This window comes from Aminobacter sp. MDW-2 (assembly GCF_014250155.1).
In the GTDB taxonomy this organism is placed as follows: Bacteria; Pseudomonadota; Alphaproteobacteria; order Rhizobiales; family Rhizobiaceae; genus Aminobacter; species Aminobacter ciceronei.
The window spans coordinates 56081-72875 of sequence record NZ_CP060198.1 but is presented as its reverse complement, the minus strand read 5'-3'; the positions used below and the strand labels follow the sequence as shown (position 1 = coordinate 72875).

Here is a 16795-nt window from a genome sequence, read left to right as displayed (position 1 = left end):
ATCATGAAGATCGAGATCATCAATCCCACGACCACTTCCGCATTCGCCAGGAAGAGCCTGGCTGCAGCGCAAGGCGTTGCCTCGTCGGGCACCGAGATCCTGTCAGTCTCGGTCGAGAGCGGCCCGCCGTCGATCGAAAGCCACTATGACGAGGCGCTGAGCACGATCGGCATCCTCGAGCGTATCCGCGAGGGAGAGAACGCCGGTGTCGACGGCTATGTCATCGCCTGCTTCGGCGATCCCGGCTATCTCGCCGCCCGCGAGATCGCGCGCGGGCCGGTCATCGGTATCGCCGAGGCGGCCTTCCATGTCGCCAGCATCGTGGCGACCCGCTTCTCCGTGGTCACCACGCTCGCCCGCACCAAGATCATCTGCGAGCACCTGCTGCAGGTTCACGGCTTCGAGCATCAGTGCCGCAAGGTCCGGGCTTGCGGGCTCGAGGTTCTCGAACTCGAGGAGACCGGCATGGCGGCCTGCCGTGACATCGTCGAGGAATGCCGCCGCGCCGTCGCCGAAGACGACATCGGCGCCATCGTGCTCGGCTGCGCCGGAATGGCCGACCTGGCCTCGCATATCCAGGAGCAGATCGGCGTTCCGGTCATCGAAGGCGTTACCGCTGCGACCAAGCTCATTGAAGGCATCGTCGCCCTGAGGCTCGGCACCAGCAAATTCGGTGACCTCGCTTATCCGCTGCCCAAGCGGCTGAGCGGATCGGTCAAGCATCTTGAAATCGCACCGCGCGACTAGGCCGGCGTCCGTCTGGAACAGGTAGAAAGGATCGAACAATGTCATACCCCCGCGATATGGTCGGCTACGGCAACAGGCCGCCGATGGCCAACTGGCCGAACGGCGCCAAGCTCGCGCTGCAGTTCATCGTCGCCTTCGAGGAGGGGTCCGAGAACTGCGTCCTGCACGGCGATGCCCATTCGGAGAACTTCATCTCCGACATCATCGGCGCGCCGCAACTGTTCGGCGTGCGCAACATGAACATGGAGTCGCTCTACGAGTATGGCACGCGCGTCGCGTTCTGGCGGGTGTTCGACGAGTTCAAGCAGCGCGGCATCAACACCACTGTTCTGGCCAACGGCCTGGCGCTGCAGCACTACCCCGAGGCCGGCAAGATCATGCACTCCCTCGGCCACGAGATCGCCAGCCACGGTTGGAAGTGGATCGACCACCAGTGGATGGGCGAGGACACCGAACGCGCCCAGATGAAGCTTGCCATCGACACCATCACGCGGGTGACTGGCGAGCGGCCGGTCGGCTGGTACACCGGACGCTGCAGCCCCAACACGCTCAAGCTGGTGGTGGAGGAGGGTGGCTTCCTCTACGATTCCGACACCTATGCCGATGACCTGCCCTATTGGGAAAACGTCAACGGCAAGCAGCATCTGCGCATTCCCTACACACTCGAAGCCAACGATATGCGTTTCGTGGCGGCCGCCGGCTTCAACTCTGGCGACCAGTATTTCACCTATCTCAAGGACACGTTCGACGTGCTCTATCGCGAGAGCGACAGGACCCCGCGGATGATGTCCACCGGGCTCCACCTGCGCATCGTCGGCCGCCCCGGGCGTTGGGCTTCGTTCCTGCGCTTCCTCGACTACGTCCAGAAGCACGAAGGCGTCTGGATCTGCCGGCGCGACGAAATCGCCCGCCATTGGCACAAGCACCATGCACCTGAGCGGCAGTAGCGGCGCAAGGCTCCGGGATAGCATCATGTCGACTTACCTCAACGAAACCGACGCCGGGCGGCGCATCATGCGGCGCTGCGACGAGCTTGGCAGCATCAGCGAGCCGGGCATTGGCGTGACGCGGCTCTATCTGTCGCCGCAACATCGCACGGCCGCCGAAACCATTGCCGGATGGATGCACGATGCCGGCATGGACGCGCGTATCGACGAGGCCGGCAACGTCGTCGGCCGCTACCATTCCGAAAGCGGCGGCGGGCCCTATCTCGTTACCGGCTCGCATATGGACAGTGTCGTCCATGCCGGCCGCTATGACGGTCCGCTCGGCGTGATCACCTCGCTCGACTGCGTTGCCGTGCTCAACGGTCGCGGCCGCCGCCTGCCGTTCGGTATCGAGGTCGTCGCCTTCGGCGACGAGGAAGGTACGCGGTTCCGGACGACGCTCGCCGGAAGCCGCGCCATCACGGGACAGTTCGGTGACGACCTGTTCAACGCCAAGGATGCGCAAGGCATCAGCCTTCGCGAGGCCATGATCGCGTTCGGTCTCGATCCCGAGGCCGTCGCCAGGGCAGCCCATCGGCCGGGCGACATGATCGGCTATGTCGAGCTTCATATCGAGCAGGGACCAGTGCTCCAGGCCGAGGGTTTGTCGGTCGGCGTGGTGACCGCGATCAGCGGCCAGACGCGCGCCGTCGTGACGCTCAAGGGTGCGGCCAATCATGCCGGCACGGTGCCTATGGGCATGCGCAAGGATCCGCTCCTGGCAGCAGCCGAGATCGCGCTGGCGGTCGAGCGCATCGCCTCGGTCCATCCCCATACGGTGGGCACAGTCGGCTTCGTCAAGGCCGACCCGGGACTGATCAATGTCATCCCGGGCGAGGTCTCTTTGACCGTCGACCTGCGCTCGCAGGCTGACAGTGTCCGCCACGCTGCCTTCGACGAACTCGGCGTCGCTGCCCGGGCCATCGCGGCAAGGCGCGGAGTGGAGATCGACATCGACAAGATCCTCGATCTCAAGTCCTGCCCATGCGCGCCCGATTTCGTCGACCGTATCGCGGCCGCCGTCGAAGCGGCCGGAACGCGCCCTCTGCGCCTGCCCAGCGGTGCCGGCCACGACGGCATGGCGATGAGCACGATCACCGACATCGGCATGATCTTCGTTCGCTGCAAGGACGGCATCAGCCATTCGCCGGAGGAGTCGGTCACCGCGGCAGACGTTGCAACGGGGGCGGCTGTGCTCTTGCATTTCATCGAGAATTTTCAGGGAAAACCCTAATGGAACCGAACCCTATCGAAAAAAGCCCCGGCCTCGGTTCAGAGCGTTTGCTGGATTACATCCGTTTGCATCGTGACGACCAGGTGCGCATGCTGGCGGAGCTGGTCAAGGTGCCGTCTGACAACCCGCCCGGAGATTGCGCAGCGCATGCCGATCGCGCTGCCCAATTGTATGAAGGCCTTGGTTTCACCGTCGAGCGACACAAGGTGCCCGATGCGCTGGTTGCGAGCGTCGGCATGATCAGTGCCACCAACCTGATTGTCCGCCATAGGTTTGGGCCCGGTCCGACGATCGCGCTCAATGCGCATGGCGACGTCGTGGCGCCTGGCGAAGGCTGGACCGTTGATCCCTACGGCGCCGAGATCAAGGATGGCTGGATGTACGGCCGGGGTGTGGCAACCTCGAAGTCCGACTTCGTCACCTATGCCTATGCGCTGCTGGCGCTGCGCGCATTGGGCGAGAAGCTGTCGGGCACGATCGAGATCCACCTGACCTACGACGAAGAGGTCGGCGGCGACATTGGCCCGCTCCATCTGCTTCAGCAGGGTTTGACCAAGCCGGACTATGCGATCTGCGCCGGCCTGTCCTACGGCGTCGTCACTGCCCACAATGGCTGCTTGCATCTCGACATCGACGTCCGTGGCAAGTCCGCCCATGCGGCGCGGCCCGAAACAGGCATCGACGCACTTGAGGCGGCAACGCACATACTGAGCCGGCTCTATTCGTTGCGCTCGGGTTTTTCGGAGCAGCGCTCGTCGGTCGAAGGCATCACCACGCCATCGCTGGTGGTGGGGCTTATCTCCGGCGGCATCAACACCAATGTCGTGCCCGACAAGATCGTGATGCGCGTCGATCGCCGGATGATCCCGGAAGAGAACGGTCCGGAGGTGGCGCGCGACCTGATCGCCTTCATTGAGGCGACCGCGCGCGAGATTCCGGGCGTCGAGTGCCATGTCCGCCAGCTGATGCTGGCCAATCCGCTGAAGCCGCTCGTCGGGCAGGAACGCCTAGCCGGTGCCTTGCAGAGGCATGCCTCGGAGCTGGCCGGCGAGGCCGTCCCGACGCACGGCGTGCCGCTCTACACCGATGCGCGGCACTACAGCAATGCCGGCATTCCGACCGTGCTGTACGGCGCCGGTCCGCGAACGATGCTCGAGGCCAATGCGCACCGTGCCGACGAAAAGCTCAAGATCGACGACCTCGTCCTGGCAACCAATGTGGTGACGCTGGCGCTTTACGACATGCTTACCGGCAACGCCTGACAATTTGTGGCTTGGGCATTCGAACAAGACGGTAGGCGGTCATGGACCGCCTACCTGCCGGCAATGGCTCGGAACACGCTGTCCACGGACACTCCTCTCCTTCGCGGCAGATCCGCAGAGCCGCGTTGCCTTTCCCGAGCTGTCAGGATATCTCTATGGGACTGGAAACAGTGGCGTTTCCCAAATCTCCCAAAGCAGACTCCGCCCGGCTCGCGCCGATGACCGGGTAGTATTCTATCGACCTGCTCAATAGGTGGCTTATAGCGCATGGCGACTGGTGACTGGCGGATTGGCGTCCTGTTTTCCAACAGCGGAGTGACTGCGGCGGCCGAGACGGCCGAAGCGAACGCGACGCGCCTTGCTATCGAGGAGATCAACGCGGCCGGCGGCGTTCGTGGGCGGCAGATAAAGGCGGTCTTCTACGATCCGGAATGCTCGGCCAAAAAGTACCAGGAACTCGCCGTTCGCCTCCTCGCCGAGGACGGCATCAAGATCATCTTCGGCTGCTACATGTCGTCGGCGCGCAAGGCCGTCCTGCCGGAAATCGAAGCCTATCGCGGCATGCTGTTTTACCCGACCTTCTATGAGGGGTTCGAGTATTCGACGCGTTGCTTCTATACCGGTTCGTCGTCGAACCAGAACGCGGTCCAGCTCGCGCGCTATCTGATCGACAACTACGGCACGCGCTTCCTGCTGGTCGGCTCCAACTACGTCTTCCCTTACGAATACAACCGCGTCGTCATGGACCTTGTCATGAGAGCCAAGGGGACCATTCTCGACGAGCTCTATGTGCCCGTTGAACCGGTGCGCAAGGATTTCAATCGTGTCATCAAGCAGATCAGCAAGCTGAAGCCGGACATCGTGGTGTCGACGGTCGTCGGTACGGGTGCGGTCATGCTCTATGAGGCCTACAAGGAAGCCGGTTTCGACGTCGCCACGATGCCGATCGCCAGCCTGACGACAACGGAAGCGGAAGTGGCCGAGATGGCGCCTGACATCGCGGCGGGACACCTGACCTCGGCGTCGTTCTTCGAGACGCTCGACACGCCGCAGGCGCGCCAATTCGTATCGTCCTTCAAGCAGCGGTTCGGCGCCGACGCCCCTGTTACGGCGGGCGCCGAGGCTGCCTATTTCCAGGTTCATCTCTATGCCAAAGCGCTGGAGCTGGCCGGTACGGACGAACCGGAAGCGCTGGCCAAACATCTCGCCGGGCTGGAGTTCGACGCGCCGCAAGGGCGGATACGCATCGACCCCGACAACCACCACACCGAATTGTGGTCGCGCATCGGGCGGGTCAATGACGAAGGCAAGTTCGACATCATCTGGCAATCCGAGACGAGGACCAGGCCCGACCCCTACTTCGTCACGGCGTCATTCGATGATTGGATGAGCAAACCCCATCAGCTGAAACGCAAGGCTTAGCGGATCGTTCTCGGTGGCAACCAGCATTCTCCAGGACCTGAAGGGCCTGCGCGTCCAAGTCATCCACCCGCCAGATGCGGCGGGGCTGGCGCTGGTCGAGCATCTCAGGCGCATCGGCTGCAGTTGCGAAACGACCTGGCCCTTGCCCGATGCGATAAACCCGTCGGCGGTGGTGGTGCTGGTTTCGATCGAGCAGGAGAACCGTGACAAGATCCTGAGCCTGTTCCGGCCGGTGGAGCCATCCGATCCCGCCTTGATTGCGGTCGTCACTTATGAGGATCCAAGCACGCTGCAGGTGGTGCTGGAGTGCGGGGCGCTGGCGGTCATCGAGCGGCCGATACGCCCGTTCGGCCTGTTGACAAATTTGACCATCGCGCGCGCGCTCTGGCTCGAGCGGCAGAACGCCAGCAAGCGCATCCGCAAGCTTGAGCGCAAGCTGGCCGGCAACAACCGCATCCTGCGTGCGAAGAACATTCTCATGGAAACGCAAGGGCTTAGCGAGCAGGACGCGTATGAGAACATCCGCCGGCAAGCGATGGCGAAACGCGTGCCAATGGATGATCTGGCGAGTGCGATCATCAACGCGCATGAGCTCTTGACGTTCAAGGACATGCGTGACTAATATGAAAAATAATTGACGCCGGGTGAACCTCGGATGTCGATACGGTGTGAGACAATGTGGTCCGCGCCGAGTGGCTATGTAGCCCGCAAGCTCCTCGCAGGAGTTGGCGGGCTTTTTTGTTTTTCGGCTTCCGACAAGGCCGTTGGCAGCCGTTGGTTCGATCTGCAGCACTTTCTTGACGCTCTTCGGTCAGCGCGTGCGAACGCGTGCGCGGCTCCGTTTTGTCCGATGTCTGGAGACATGCTGCCCTACTTGTGAAAGGATTCGCTCCGTAACGTCGCAAGAAAAAACACAATCAGAATATTTATTTACAATTATGCGCAGTAACATGTGCTGAATATATACGTATAATTGTCGAATCATTCGGTATACGAAAAATATACTTATAGATGTATTGACTATTAGGAGTTTCTAATAAAGCGTGCAGGTGGTCGCGAATGGGGCGGCTTCACAAAAATCAACGCACAACGATGCGAACAGGAGGACCTATGAAGAACCATGATCGGCGTACATTTCTGAAAGCGTCGGGCCTCGCGGCAATCGGGCTGGCCGCTCCTTCAATCCTGCGTCTCGGCGACAAGGCCTGGGCAGCCGACGAGATTCCCGTCGGCATCATGTATTCACTGACCGGAACCACCGCGATCGTCGAGAAATCGATGAACCAGTGCGCCCAGATGGCAATTGACGAAATCAACGCCAAGGGCGGTGTTCTTGGTCGCAAGCTGCGCGCCATCATCGAAGATCCGGCGTCCGAGCCGCGCATCTACAGCGAAAAGGCCCGCAAGCTGACGATTGAGGACCAGGTCCCGGTGATCTTCGGCTGCTACACCACCGCCAGCCGCAAGGCGGTGCTGCCGGTCGTCGAGCGGCGCAAGGGCCTGCTCGTCTGGCCGACCTGGTACGAAGGCGAGGAGTGCTCCAAGAACGTGCTCTATGCCGGCTCCGCTGTGCCCAACCAGCAGCTGGAAAACTCGCTGCCGTGGCTGCAGAAGAGCCTGGGCAAGAACAAGGTGTTCATCGTCGGCTCCGACTATGCGTTTCCGCGCGGAATGGCGAAGACATCGAAGACGATCTGCGAAAAGATCGGCATGCAGGTGGTCGGCGACGAGTACCTGCCGCTCGGCCACACCGAGTGGGCGTCGATGGTCTCCAAGATCGGCTCGAGTGGGGCCGACGTGATCTTCTCCAACGTGGTGGGTGACTCAATCGTCGCCTTCTACAGGGAACTGCGCAACCAGGGCTACGATTTCGACAAGCTGCCGCTCTGCGCTTCGACGACGACGGAAGTCGAGATCAAGGCGATGGGCCCGGAATACGCGCTCGGAAGCTATGTTTCGCTGCCCTATTTCCAGACCGTCGACACGCCGCAGAACAAGGTTTTCGTCGAGGCGTTCAAGGCCTATGCCGGCGCCGATGCCGTAACCCACGCTGCGATGGAGGCGGTCTATATCGGCGTCAACATGTGGGCGATGGCAGCGGAAAAGGCAGGCGACCTCGCGCCCGATGCGATCGTTGCCAATGCCGGCGGTCTGTCCTTCGATGCACCCCAGGGTAAGGTCACCATCGACCCCGACAACCTGCACAGCTACCTGACGCCGCGCATCGGCAAGACCCGCGCCGACGGCCTGCTCGACATCGTCGACCAGTACGCAGAACCGCTGGTGCCGCTGCCTTACTCCAGCGTTGGCGAGACCGCTGACAAGCGGGTCTGCACGACGAGCGGGGCGACGCTCTAGCCCCCTGACTGCCAGCTGTGCCGGCGCGGATTCCGTGCCGGCACGCGCCCCCGACCAACGGATGGAAGCGGCATGGAAACCTTTGTCATCGGCCTGAGTATCGCATCGATCTTGTTCATGGTCGCCCTTGGCCTGGCGATCATCTACGGCACCATGAACGTCATCAATCTCGCCCATGGCGAGATGGTGATGATCGGCGCCTACACCACGGTGCTGGCGACCAAGCATCTCGGCTTCAACATCTATCTCTGCCTGCCGCTGGCGTTTCTGGTGACGGCGACATTTGGTCTGATCATCGAACGCACCGTGGTGCGCAGGCTGTACGGCCGACTGCTCGATACATTGCTGGCGACGTGGGGGATCGCGCTCATCCTGCAGCAGCTGATCCGAATCCATTTCGGGCTCGGCCTGTTCGGCGTCGAGATCGACGGTCTGGGCTCCGACCTGCAGAACGTTCCGGTTCCTGCCGAACTGCAGCAGGCCATTCAACTGTTCGGCGCCAATATCCCGGTCTACAGGGCCTTCGTCTTCGTCACCGCGCTGGCGCTCGGCGCCATCACCTGGCTTGTGATGTACAGGACGCGCTTCGGCAGCCAGTTGCGCGCTGTTTCGGTCGCCCGGAACACCGCCGCGGCCTGCGGCATCAACGACAAGCGCGTCAACATGCTGGCCTTCGCCTATGGCTCCGGCCTTGCCGGCATCGCGGGAGTTCTGGTGTCCGGCTTCAAGACCGTGTCGCCCGACATGGGCACGCCCTATGTCGTCGACGCCTTCCTTGTCGTCGTCGCCGGCGGTGTCGGTCATCTGCTCGGCACCTTCGCCTCGGCAGGCATTCTCGGCGAAGTCCAGAGTTTCGTCGCCACCTGGGCAAACGACGTTTACGGACGGACGGTCCTGTTTGCCGTCGTGATCTTCATTCTCCTCTTCAAGCCTCAGGGCCTCTTTGTCACCAAGAGCCGCTGAGCTTGGCTGCAACATGGACGAGCGCATGACTTACCGCACCGCTTCCATCATCGCCTACATCGCCTTCTTCGCCGTTGTGCTCGCGTTTCCGCTGGTGCTCAACAGCTTCTGGACCAACCGCGTCGCGATCTATCTGGTCTATTCGATCTGCGCGATCGGCATCAGCATGTCGTGGGGCTATGCCGGCATCCTCAGCCTCGGGCAGGGCCTGTTCTTCGGCATGGGCGCCTACATGCTGGCGATGTCGCTGACGCTTGCCGTGCCGGAAAACAATCCGGTGCCGCAGCTGATGCTTCTCAACATGGAGCCCAATGCGGTTCGTGACCTGTGCTGCGTCACGACGGGATCGTTCCTGTGGATCCCGTTCCGTTCGGTGGCGGTCGGCATGATCGCGGGCATCGTCGTGCCCTGCATCCTGGCCGCCGGCATCGGCTACGTCATGTTCAAGCGGCGCACGACCGGCGTCTATGTCAGCATCATCACGCTGGCCTTCGCGCTGATCGGGCAATTGCTCATCATCAACAACCAGCCGCTGACCGGCGGCTTCAACGGGTTGGCGAACCTTGCGCTGCTTGAGATCGGCGGCTTTGAATTCGACCCCTACGGACCGAGCGTCTACTATGCCGTTGCGCTGACGTTGATCGCGGTGATCCTGCTCGCCCGCTACATGCTGACCGGACGTATCGGCCAGGTACTCAAGGCCATTCGCGAGGACGAGGCGCGTGCGCGTTATCTCGGCTACGACGTCGAGAACTACAAGCTCTTCATCTTCTGCGTCTCGGCCGGCGTCGCCGGCCTGGCGGGAATGCTGTTCACGGTCACGTCGGAATTCGCCACGCCGTCGCTGATGGCGACGTCGCTCAGCATCTCGATGGTGATCTGGGCGGCGACCGGCGGCCGCGCCTCGTTGCTCGGGGCCTGCATCGGAGCGCTGATCGTCAACTTCGTCGGCTCGCTGGCCAGCGAAAGCGCGACTTTCCAGCCGGTGTGGCCTATCATCCTGGGGCTGCTTTTCGTCGTCGTCGTGCTGTTCATGCCGAACGGAATAGCCGGGATCTTCAAGGCTTTCATCGATCGTCCCGGCAAGGCTGAGCGTCTCGGCGGAGCCAAGCTCTCCGGCAAGACCGAGCGCTCCGACAAGGCCGATCTTCTCGTCAAGTCTGAGCTGTCGGCAAGGGAGGCGTAACCGATGAATGCCGTTCATAGGCCATCCCAAGCAGGCGCGGTGTCGACTGCACCGATCCTGCGGACACAAAACCTTACCGTGCGCTTCGATGAGTTTCCCGCCGTGCGCGACGTCGACCTGTCGATCGCCGATGGCGAGCTCAGGGTGATCATCGGCGCTAACGGCGCCGGCAAGTCGACCTTGCTGGATCTCCTGTGCGGCAAGACGCTGCCGTCCGAAGGCGAGATCTGGCTGCGCGACCGCAACATCACCGGCATCGGCGAGGCCGCAATCGCCCGCAGCGGCGTCGGTCGCAAGTTTCAGACGCCGACGGTGTTCAAGGACATGACGGTGCTGGAAAACCTGCAGGTGGCGAGCAATCGCCGTGTCCGCGTCTTCGAGAACCTGTTCGAGCGGGTGAAAGGGAGGCCGAGCGACAAGGAGGTAGCGGTTGCCGAGCGTACCGGGCTTCTCGGCTCGATGAAGCGCAAGGCCTCGGAGCTGTCGCACGGCCAGCTGCAATGGCTCGAACTGGCGATGGTGCTGAGCCAGGAACCCAAGATCATCCTGCTCGACGAGCCGGCCGCCGGCATGACGGCGGCCGAAACCGACAAGACGGCGGAGCTTTTGCTCGATCTCGCCGGCGGTCACACCGTGTTGGTGATCGAGCACGACATGGCCTTCGTCCGCCGCATCTGCCGGACCATCACCGTGATGCACCAGGGGGCTGTGCTCGCCGAGGGGACGGCCGAGGAGATCGAACGCAACCCCGCAGTGATAGAGGCCTATCTGGGATCGGCGACACTCAGCCATGCTTAAGTTCAAAGACCTCAACGCGTTCTACGGAACGAGCCACATCATCCACGATCTCAACCTTGAAATCCGCGAGGGCGAGGTCTTCTGCATCATGGGCCGCAACGGCGTCGGCAAGACGACGCTGCTGCGCAGCCTGCTCGGCATCGGCGTGCAGACCAAAGGCGCCATCGAGTTCGAAGGCGCCGACATCAGCGGCGACCTGACCTACCAGCGGGCACGGCGCGGCATCGGCTACGTGCCGCAGGGGCGCGAGATCGTGCCCGGGCTCAGCGTGCTCGACAACATACTGCTCGGCTGCAACGCCCGCGCCGACGGCCAGACGTCGGTGCCGCCGCTGGTCTGGACGCTGTTTCCGTTCCTGAAGGATCACCTCCACCGGCGCGGTACCAACCTCTCGGGCGGACAACAGCAGCAGCTGGCCATTGCCCGCGCGCTTGCCACCGACCCGAGCATCCTGGTTCTCGACGAGCCGACCGAGGGCATCCAGCCCAACATCGTCGAGCACATCGAAGAGGCGATCGTGTCGCTCAACCGGGACCATGGCCTGACCATCATCCTGGTCGAGCAGAAGATACGTTTTGCCCGTACCGCGGCGCACCGCTTCGCCATCCTCGAAAAGGGACAGATCGCGGCGGCCGGCGACACCGCCGACCTCAGCAACGAACTGATCCACAAGCACATGGGCCTCTAGCCGCGAACGCGACCGGCGGCCCGAAACGTCAAGCGCAGAAAGGATTTTGAGATGCTCCGAGTTGAAGGGGTGCTTGGCAGCCGAAGCGATCCGGCAATGCATGAGGCGATCCATCATCTCGAACACCACCACGCCGTGGAGTTCGTGACGGTGGCCGTCGGCGATCTCGACCGCCGGCGGCTGATGGCGCGAACCGACAAGGGTGAGGAGGTGGCGATCACCTTGCCGCGCGACCAGAAACTGCATGACGGCGCCGTGCTGGTGCTCGACCATCATCGCGCCGTGATCGTACGCGCTGGCGAGCAGCGCTGGCTGAGATTCACGCCGCGTTCGGCAAGCGACGCGCTTGAACTCGGCTATCACGCCGGCAACCTGCACTGGCGGGTGCGTTTCGACGGCCAGGATCTGCTCGTCGCCCAGGACGGTCCGGCCACGGCCTACGCCGCGCGCATCGAGCCGCTCATCTCGGGCGGCCGCGTCGAGATGACCGAGGAGGCCGAATGAGCGTTCCATCGGCACATCTGCTCGTCGCCCTGCAGCATGCAGACGGGCAGTTCCCTTCCGGCGGCTTTGCCTTCTCGCAGGGGCTGGAGGCCTCGTCCACGCTTGCCGGAAAACTGGGTGCCTTCGACTTCGCTGCTTTCGTCGACATCCAGATCCGCCATCGCTGGGCCGATGCCGACCGTGTCGCGCTGGTTCGGGCCCACCGGCTCGGCGGCGATCTCGAGGCGTTGGCCGAACTCGACCGCGAGGTCGAGGCCTCGACCTTCGTCGAGGGGCTGCGCTCGGGCTCGCGCCGCAACGGCATGGCGCTTCTGACCACGCATGAGCGGATCGGAACCTGCGGCGCTGCCGCCTATCGCGCCATGGTCCGCAAGGGCGAAGCCTGCGGCCACCTGCCGGTCGTCCAGGGCCTCGCCTGGCAGGCGCTCGACCTTGACGAGGCGAGTGCCGTAGCGATCGGCGGTTACCAGATGGTGGCGTCGCTTTCGACTGCCGCCGTGCGGCTTGGCGTGATCGGCGCCATCGACGCCCAGAAGGTTGTCGCACGCGCTTTGCCTGCCATCGAGGCCGCGGCCCGCTTGCCTGTCGGCGATGACGAACCGCTGCGGTCGTTCACTCCGCTCTGCGAGATCGCGGTCGCCATGCATGGCGCTTCGGGCCAGCGCCTGTTTTCGAATTGAGGAGTACCCACGATGTTGCTGACACCGACCGAACTCGAGCGCCTGACGATCTATACGGCGGCCGAACTGGCGCGCAAGCGGCGGGCCAAGGGGCTCCTGCTCAACTATCCCGAAGCGGTGGCGATCATCACCGACGAGATCCTCGAAGGTGCCAGGGAAGGGCGCTCGGTCGCCGAGATGATGTCGATCGGCTCGGCCATCCTGACCCAGGCCGATGTCATGCCCGGGATCGCGGCAATGCTGCCGATGCTGCAGGTCGAGGCGACGTTCCGGGACGGCACCAAGCTCGTCACCGTGCATGAGCCGCTGCGCCCGGCGGCGGGTGCTGCTGCCGACGACGTCGAACCCGGGGCAATCGTCGCCGAGGATGGCGACATCGAGCTCAATGCCGGACGCCGCAAGCTGACGCTGAAGGTCGTCAACACCGGTGACCGGCCGGTGCAGATCGGCAGCCACTATCATTTCTTCGAGGTCAACAAGGCGCTCGACTTCGACCGGGCGGCTGCCTTCGGCATGCGTCTCGACATCGCCGCCGGTACCGCCGTTCGCTTCGAGCCGGGTCAGGAGAAGGATGTGCCGCTGACCACCTTTGGCGGACAGCAGCAGCTTTCCGGCCTCAACGGACTGTCGAACGGCTCGGCCGACGATCCGGCGGCCAAGGCCGCGGCTCTTGAAAATGCCCGCGCCCGCGGCTTCCGCGGCGCCTGAGGGGAGGAACGATCATGGCAACCCTGTCACGCCGCGACTATGCGGCAATGTATGGCCCAACTACCGGTGATGGCTTCCGTCTCGGCGACACCTCGCTCGTCGCCGTCGTCGAAAAGGATTTCGCCGTCTATGGCGACGAATGCCTGCATGGCGGCGGCAAGACGCTGCGCGACGGCGCCGGCCTCGCCGCCGGCGTCACCAGCGCCGAAGGCGCGCTCGACTTCCTGTTGTGCAACGTCACGGTGATCGATGCCGTCGTCGGCATCGTCAAGGGCGATCTCGGCATCCGTGACGGCAAGATCGTCGGCATCGGCAAGGCCGGCAATCCGGCCACCATGGACGGCGTCGACCCGCGCCTCATCGTCTCGGCGGCGACCACCGTGCGCGACTGCGAAGGCCTGATCGCAACTGCCGGTGCGCTCGACGTCCATGTCCATTTTGACAGCGCACAGCTCTGCGACCATGCAATCGCCTCCGGCATCACCACCATGCTCGGCGGCTCGCTGGGTCCGATTACGGTCGGCATCGACTGCGGCGGCCCGTTCAACGTCGGCAAGATGCTGCAGGCGGCCGAGCACTGGCCGATCAATTTCGGCTTCCTCGGCCGCGGCAATTCGCACCGACCTGCGTCGCTCGTCGAGCAGATCGAGACCGGCTGCCTCGGCCTCAAGCTGCACGAGGACTGGGGCACCATGCCGGCCTCGATCGACACCTGCCTGACGGTGGCCGACGAGCTCGATTTCCCGGTCCAGATCCACACCGACACGCTGAACGAGTCCGGCTTCCTCGAGGATACGCTCGCCGCCATCAACGGCCGCACCATCCACATGTACCATACCGAGGGGGCAGGGGGCGGGCATGCGCCCGACATCATCAGCGTCGCCGGCGTGCCGTGGTGCCTGCCGTCGTCGACCAACCCGACCAACCCCTACACGATCAACACTTTCGACGAACATCTCGACATGACGATGGTGTGCCACCATCTCAACCCGGCCATCCCAGAGGATGTCGCCTTTGCCGAAAGCCGAATCCGCGCCCAGACCATTGCCGCCGAGGACATCCTCCATGACATCGGCGCGATCTCGATGCTTGGCTCCGACAGCCAGGGCATGGGTCGCATCAACGAGGTGATCTGCCGGACCTGGCAATTGGCCGACAAGATGAAGAAGCAGCGTGGCCGCTTGCCCGAGGAGGCGACGCGTTTCGGCGACAATGAGCGCATCAAGCGCTATGTCGCCAAATACACCATCAATGCCGCGCGCACCTTCGGCATCGCGGAGCATGTCGGCTCGCTCGAAGACGGCAAGATGGCCGACATCGTCATCTGGCGGCCGGCCTTCTTCGGCATCAAGCCGGAGCTCGTCATCAAGGGCGGCTTCATTGCCTGGGGCGCGATGGGCGACAGCGCTGCTTCGCTGATGACCTGCGAGCCGCTGCTGCTGCGTCCGCAATGGGGTGCCTTCGGCCGGGCCAAGCAGGCACTGTCGGCATGCTTCGTCAATCCGCTCGCCATCGAGCGCGGACTGGCCGCGACGCTCGATTTGAAGAAGGCATTGCTGCCCTCACGCGGCAATCGCACCCTGTCGAAGAAGGACATGCTGCACAATGACGCCTGTCCCAACATCCGCGTCGATCCGCAGACCTTCGACGTCTTTGTCGATGGTGAGCTGGCGACATGCGAGCCGGCTTACGAGTTGCCGCTCGCCCAACGCTACATGCTGAGGTGACATCATGGACACCAGGACGACCTCAATGAATCCGCCTCCCTCGCGCGTCGGCGCCGCCCGCATCGGCATCGGCGGTCCCGTCGGCTCCGGCAAGACCGCGTTGATCGAACGGCTGATCCCGGCCTTTGCGGCGCGCGGCGTGTCGCTGGCGATCGTCACCAACGACCTTGTCACCGCCGAGGACGCCGAGCGCATCCGCCGCTCGGGCCTGATCGACCCGGCACGCGTCGCGGCTGTCGAGGCGGGCGCGTGCCCGCACACCGTCATTCGCGAGGATCCCACCCTCAACATCGCCGCCGCCGACGATCTCGAGGCGCTGTTCCCGGATGTCGAGCTGATCCTGATCGAAAGCGGCGGCGACAATCTCGCCTCGACCTTTTCGCTCGACCTCGTCGACTGGTGGATGTTCGTCATCGATGTTGCCGGCGGCGATGACATTCCGCGCAAGAACGGCCCCGGCGTGCTCAAATGCGATCTGCTGGTCGTCAACAAGACCGACCTTGCCCCTTATGTCGGCGTCGACCTCGCGGCGATGGCAGCACAGGCTGCCACCGCGCGCGCCGGCCGGCCGATGGCGCTCACAAACTGCCGCAGCAATGAAGGGGTCGACACGATCGCCGACCGCATCCTCTCGGACGTGTTGTTCAGATGATCAGCCACTGGCCACAACTGCGCTCCGAGCATGCCACGCCGCATCCGCGCCAGGCCGGGGCGCGCAACGGCCGCTTCGAGCTGTCGCTGTCCCGTCATGGCGCGCGTACGCATATCGGGCGCCAGTACGTCTCCTACCCGTTCCACATGACGCGGCCGTTTGCACTCGATGTCGCCATCCCGTCCCTGCTCACCGTCTACCAGCAGTCTTCCTCGGGCGGGCTCTACCGGGACGACAGGCTTTCGAGCCGCCTCGATGTTGGGACGGGCGCCGCCGGCCACGTCACCACCCAGGCGGCCACGGTCGTTCACGACTGTTACGGCCAGGTGGCTCGCCAGACGACCGAGATCGTGCTGCAGGAAGGGGCGTTCCTGGCGCTGACCCCCGATCCGCTGGTGCTGTTTCCCGGTGCCGCGTGTTCGAACATCACCCAGGCCCGGCTCGCGCCCGGTGCGGTGCTGTTGCTGTCCGACGCCTTCGCCCTGCACGACCCGCAGGCGCGCAACCGTCCGTTCGAGAAGTTGCAGGCGAAGGTCGAGATTCGGGACGCCGACGGACGGCTGCTCGTGCGCGACAATCTTGACATCGCCGGAGCGGACCTTGCCGGACCCGCTTCGCCCGTCGGCGCATGGAAAGTCGTGTCCAGTTTCATGCTCGTTGGCGCGCCTGACCGGCTGCCAACTGTCGATGAGCTCGCCGGTCTCGGTCGAGCGGAACGCCAGGTCGCCGGCATCACCGCGCTGCCCAATGGAGCAGGCTGGGGCGTGCGCTGCCTGGCGGCGGACGCGATCGCGGCGCGCGGCATCGCCAACGATCTCTTTGCGCTCGCAGTGGTTGCGGCCTTCGGCCAGCAACCTGCGCGGCGGCGCAAATGACGACC

General features: G+C 63.8%; 17 protein-coding genes. All 17 read left to right on the top strand.

Going from position 1 to position 16795, the window contains the following annotated elements:
* Positions 1-3: 3 nt before the first annotated feature.
* Positions 4-747 (top strand): aspartate/glutamate racemase family protein, encoded by a 744-nt coding sequence (locus H5P29_RS29050; RefSeq protein ID WP_067967388.1) that lies wholly within the window; start codon positions 4-6, stop codon positions 745-747.
* 38 nt (positions 748-785) lie between these two features.
* Entirely contained in the window at positions 786-1694 is a 909-nt protein-coding gene (gene puuE, locus H5P29_RS29045; RefSeq protein WP_083948812.1) for an allantoinase PuuE, read from the top strand.
* Between the two features lie 25 nt (positions 1695-1719).
* Complete coding sequence (locus tag H5P29_RS29040) at positions 1720-2967, top strand: allantoate amidohydrolase (RefSeq protein ID WP_067967393.1); 1248 nt, start codon at positions 1720-1722, stop codon at positions 2965-2967.
* Positions 2967-4229 carry an ArgE/DapE family deacylase gene (locus H5P29_RS29035; RefSeq protein ID WP_067967395.1) on the top strand — a complete coding sequence of 421 codons (1263 nt, stop codon included), beginning with the start codon at positions 2967-2969 and terminating at the stop codon, positions 4227-4229. Before H5P29_RS29040 ends, H5P29_RS29035 begins: the two co-directional genes overlap by 1 nt.
* A gap of 267 nt (positions 4230-4496) precedes the next feature.
* Positions 4497-5651: a transporter substrate-binding domain-containing protein gene (locus H5P29_RS29030; RefSeq protein ID WP_154384469.1), complete on the top strand. Its 1155-nt coding sequence runs from the start codon at positions 4497-4499 to the stop codon at positions 5649-5651.
* Between the two features lie 13 nt (positions 5652-5664).
* Entirely contained in the window at positions 5665-6273 is a 609-nt protein-coding gene (locus tag H5P29_RS29025; RefSeq protein WP_067967401.1) for an ANTAR domain-containing response regulator, read from the top strand.
* A gap of 488 nt (positions 6274-6761) precedes the next feature.
* On the top strand, positions 6762-8009 hold the full coding sequence (locus H5P29_RS29020; protein ID WP_154384470.1) for a transporter substrate-binding domain-containing protein: 1248 nt from the start codon (positions 6762-6764) through the stop codon (positions 8007-8009).
* 72 nt (positions 8010-8081) lie between these two features.
* Complete coding sequence (gene urtB / locus H5P29_RS29015) at positions 8082-8972, top strand: urea ABC transporter permease subunit UrtB (RefSeq protein ID WP_154384471.1); 891 nt, start codon at positions 8082-8084, stop codon at positions 8970-8972.
* A 25-nt stretch (positions 8973-8997) separates the two neighbouring features.
* On the top strand, positions 8998-10158 hold the full coding sequence (gene urtC / locus H5P29_RS29010) for an urea ABC transporter permease subunit UrtC (protein ID WP_154384472.1): 1161 nt from the start codon (positions 8998-9000) through the stop codon (positions 10156-10158).
* 3 nt (positions 10159-10161) lie between these two features.
* A complete protein-coding gene (urtD, locus tag H5P29_RS29005; RefSeq protein ID WP_154384473.1) occupies positions 10162-10956 on the top strand; it encodes an urea ABC transporter ATP-binding protein UrtD in 795 nt (264 codons plus the stop codon).
* Entirely contained in the window at positions 10949-11644 is a 696-nt protein-coding gene (gene urtE / locus H5P29_RS29000; RefSeq protein ID WP_154384474.1) for an urea ABC transporter ATP-binding subunit UrtE, read from the top strand. Before urtD ends, urtE begins: the two co-directional genes overlap by 8 nt.
* A 51-nt stretch (positions 11645-11695) precedes the next feature.
* On the top strand, positions 11696-12148 hold the full coding sequence (gene ureE, locus H5P29_RS28995) for an urease accessory protein UreE (protein WP_154384475.1): 453 nt from the start codon (positions 11696-11698) through the stop codon (positions 12146-12148).
* Positions 12145-12828 carry an urease accessory protein UreF gene (locus H5P29_RS28990; RefSeq protein ID WP_067967419.1) on the top strand — a complete coding sequence of 228 codons (684 nt, stop codon included), beginning with the start codon at positions 12145-12147 and terminating at the stop codon, positions 12826-12828. The genes ureE and H5P29_RS28990 overlap by 4 nt, the downstream gene beginning before the upstream one ends.
* 12 nt (positions 12829-12840) lie before the next feature.
* Complete coding sequence (locus H5P29_RS28985; protein WP_067967422.1) at positions 12841-13536, top strand: urease subunit beta; 696 nt, start codon at positions 12841-12843, stop codon at positions 13534-13536.
* Between the two features lie 14 nt (positions 13537-13550).
* Positions 13551-15263, top strand: coding sequence for an urease subunit alpha (gene ureC / locus H5P29_RS28980; RefSeq protein ID WP_067967425.1), 1713 nt, complete (start codon positions 13551-13553; stop codon positions 15261-15263).
* Positions 15264-15288: 25 nt separating this feature from the next.
* Entirely contained in the window at positions 15289-15915 is a 627-nt protein-coding gene (gene ureG / locus H5P29_RS28975; protein ID WP_246341083.1) for an urease accessory protein UreG, read from the top strand.
* Complete coding sequence (locus H5P29_RS28970; RefSeq protein ID WP_067967430.1) at positions 15912-16790, top strand: urease accessory protein UreD; 879 nt, start codon at positions 15912-15914, stop codon at positions 16788-16790. The genes ureG and H5P29_RS28970 overlap by 4 nt, the downstream gene beginning before the upstream one ends.
* Positions 16791-16795 lie beyond the last annotated feature (5 nt).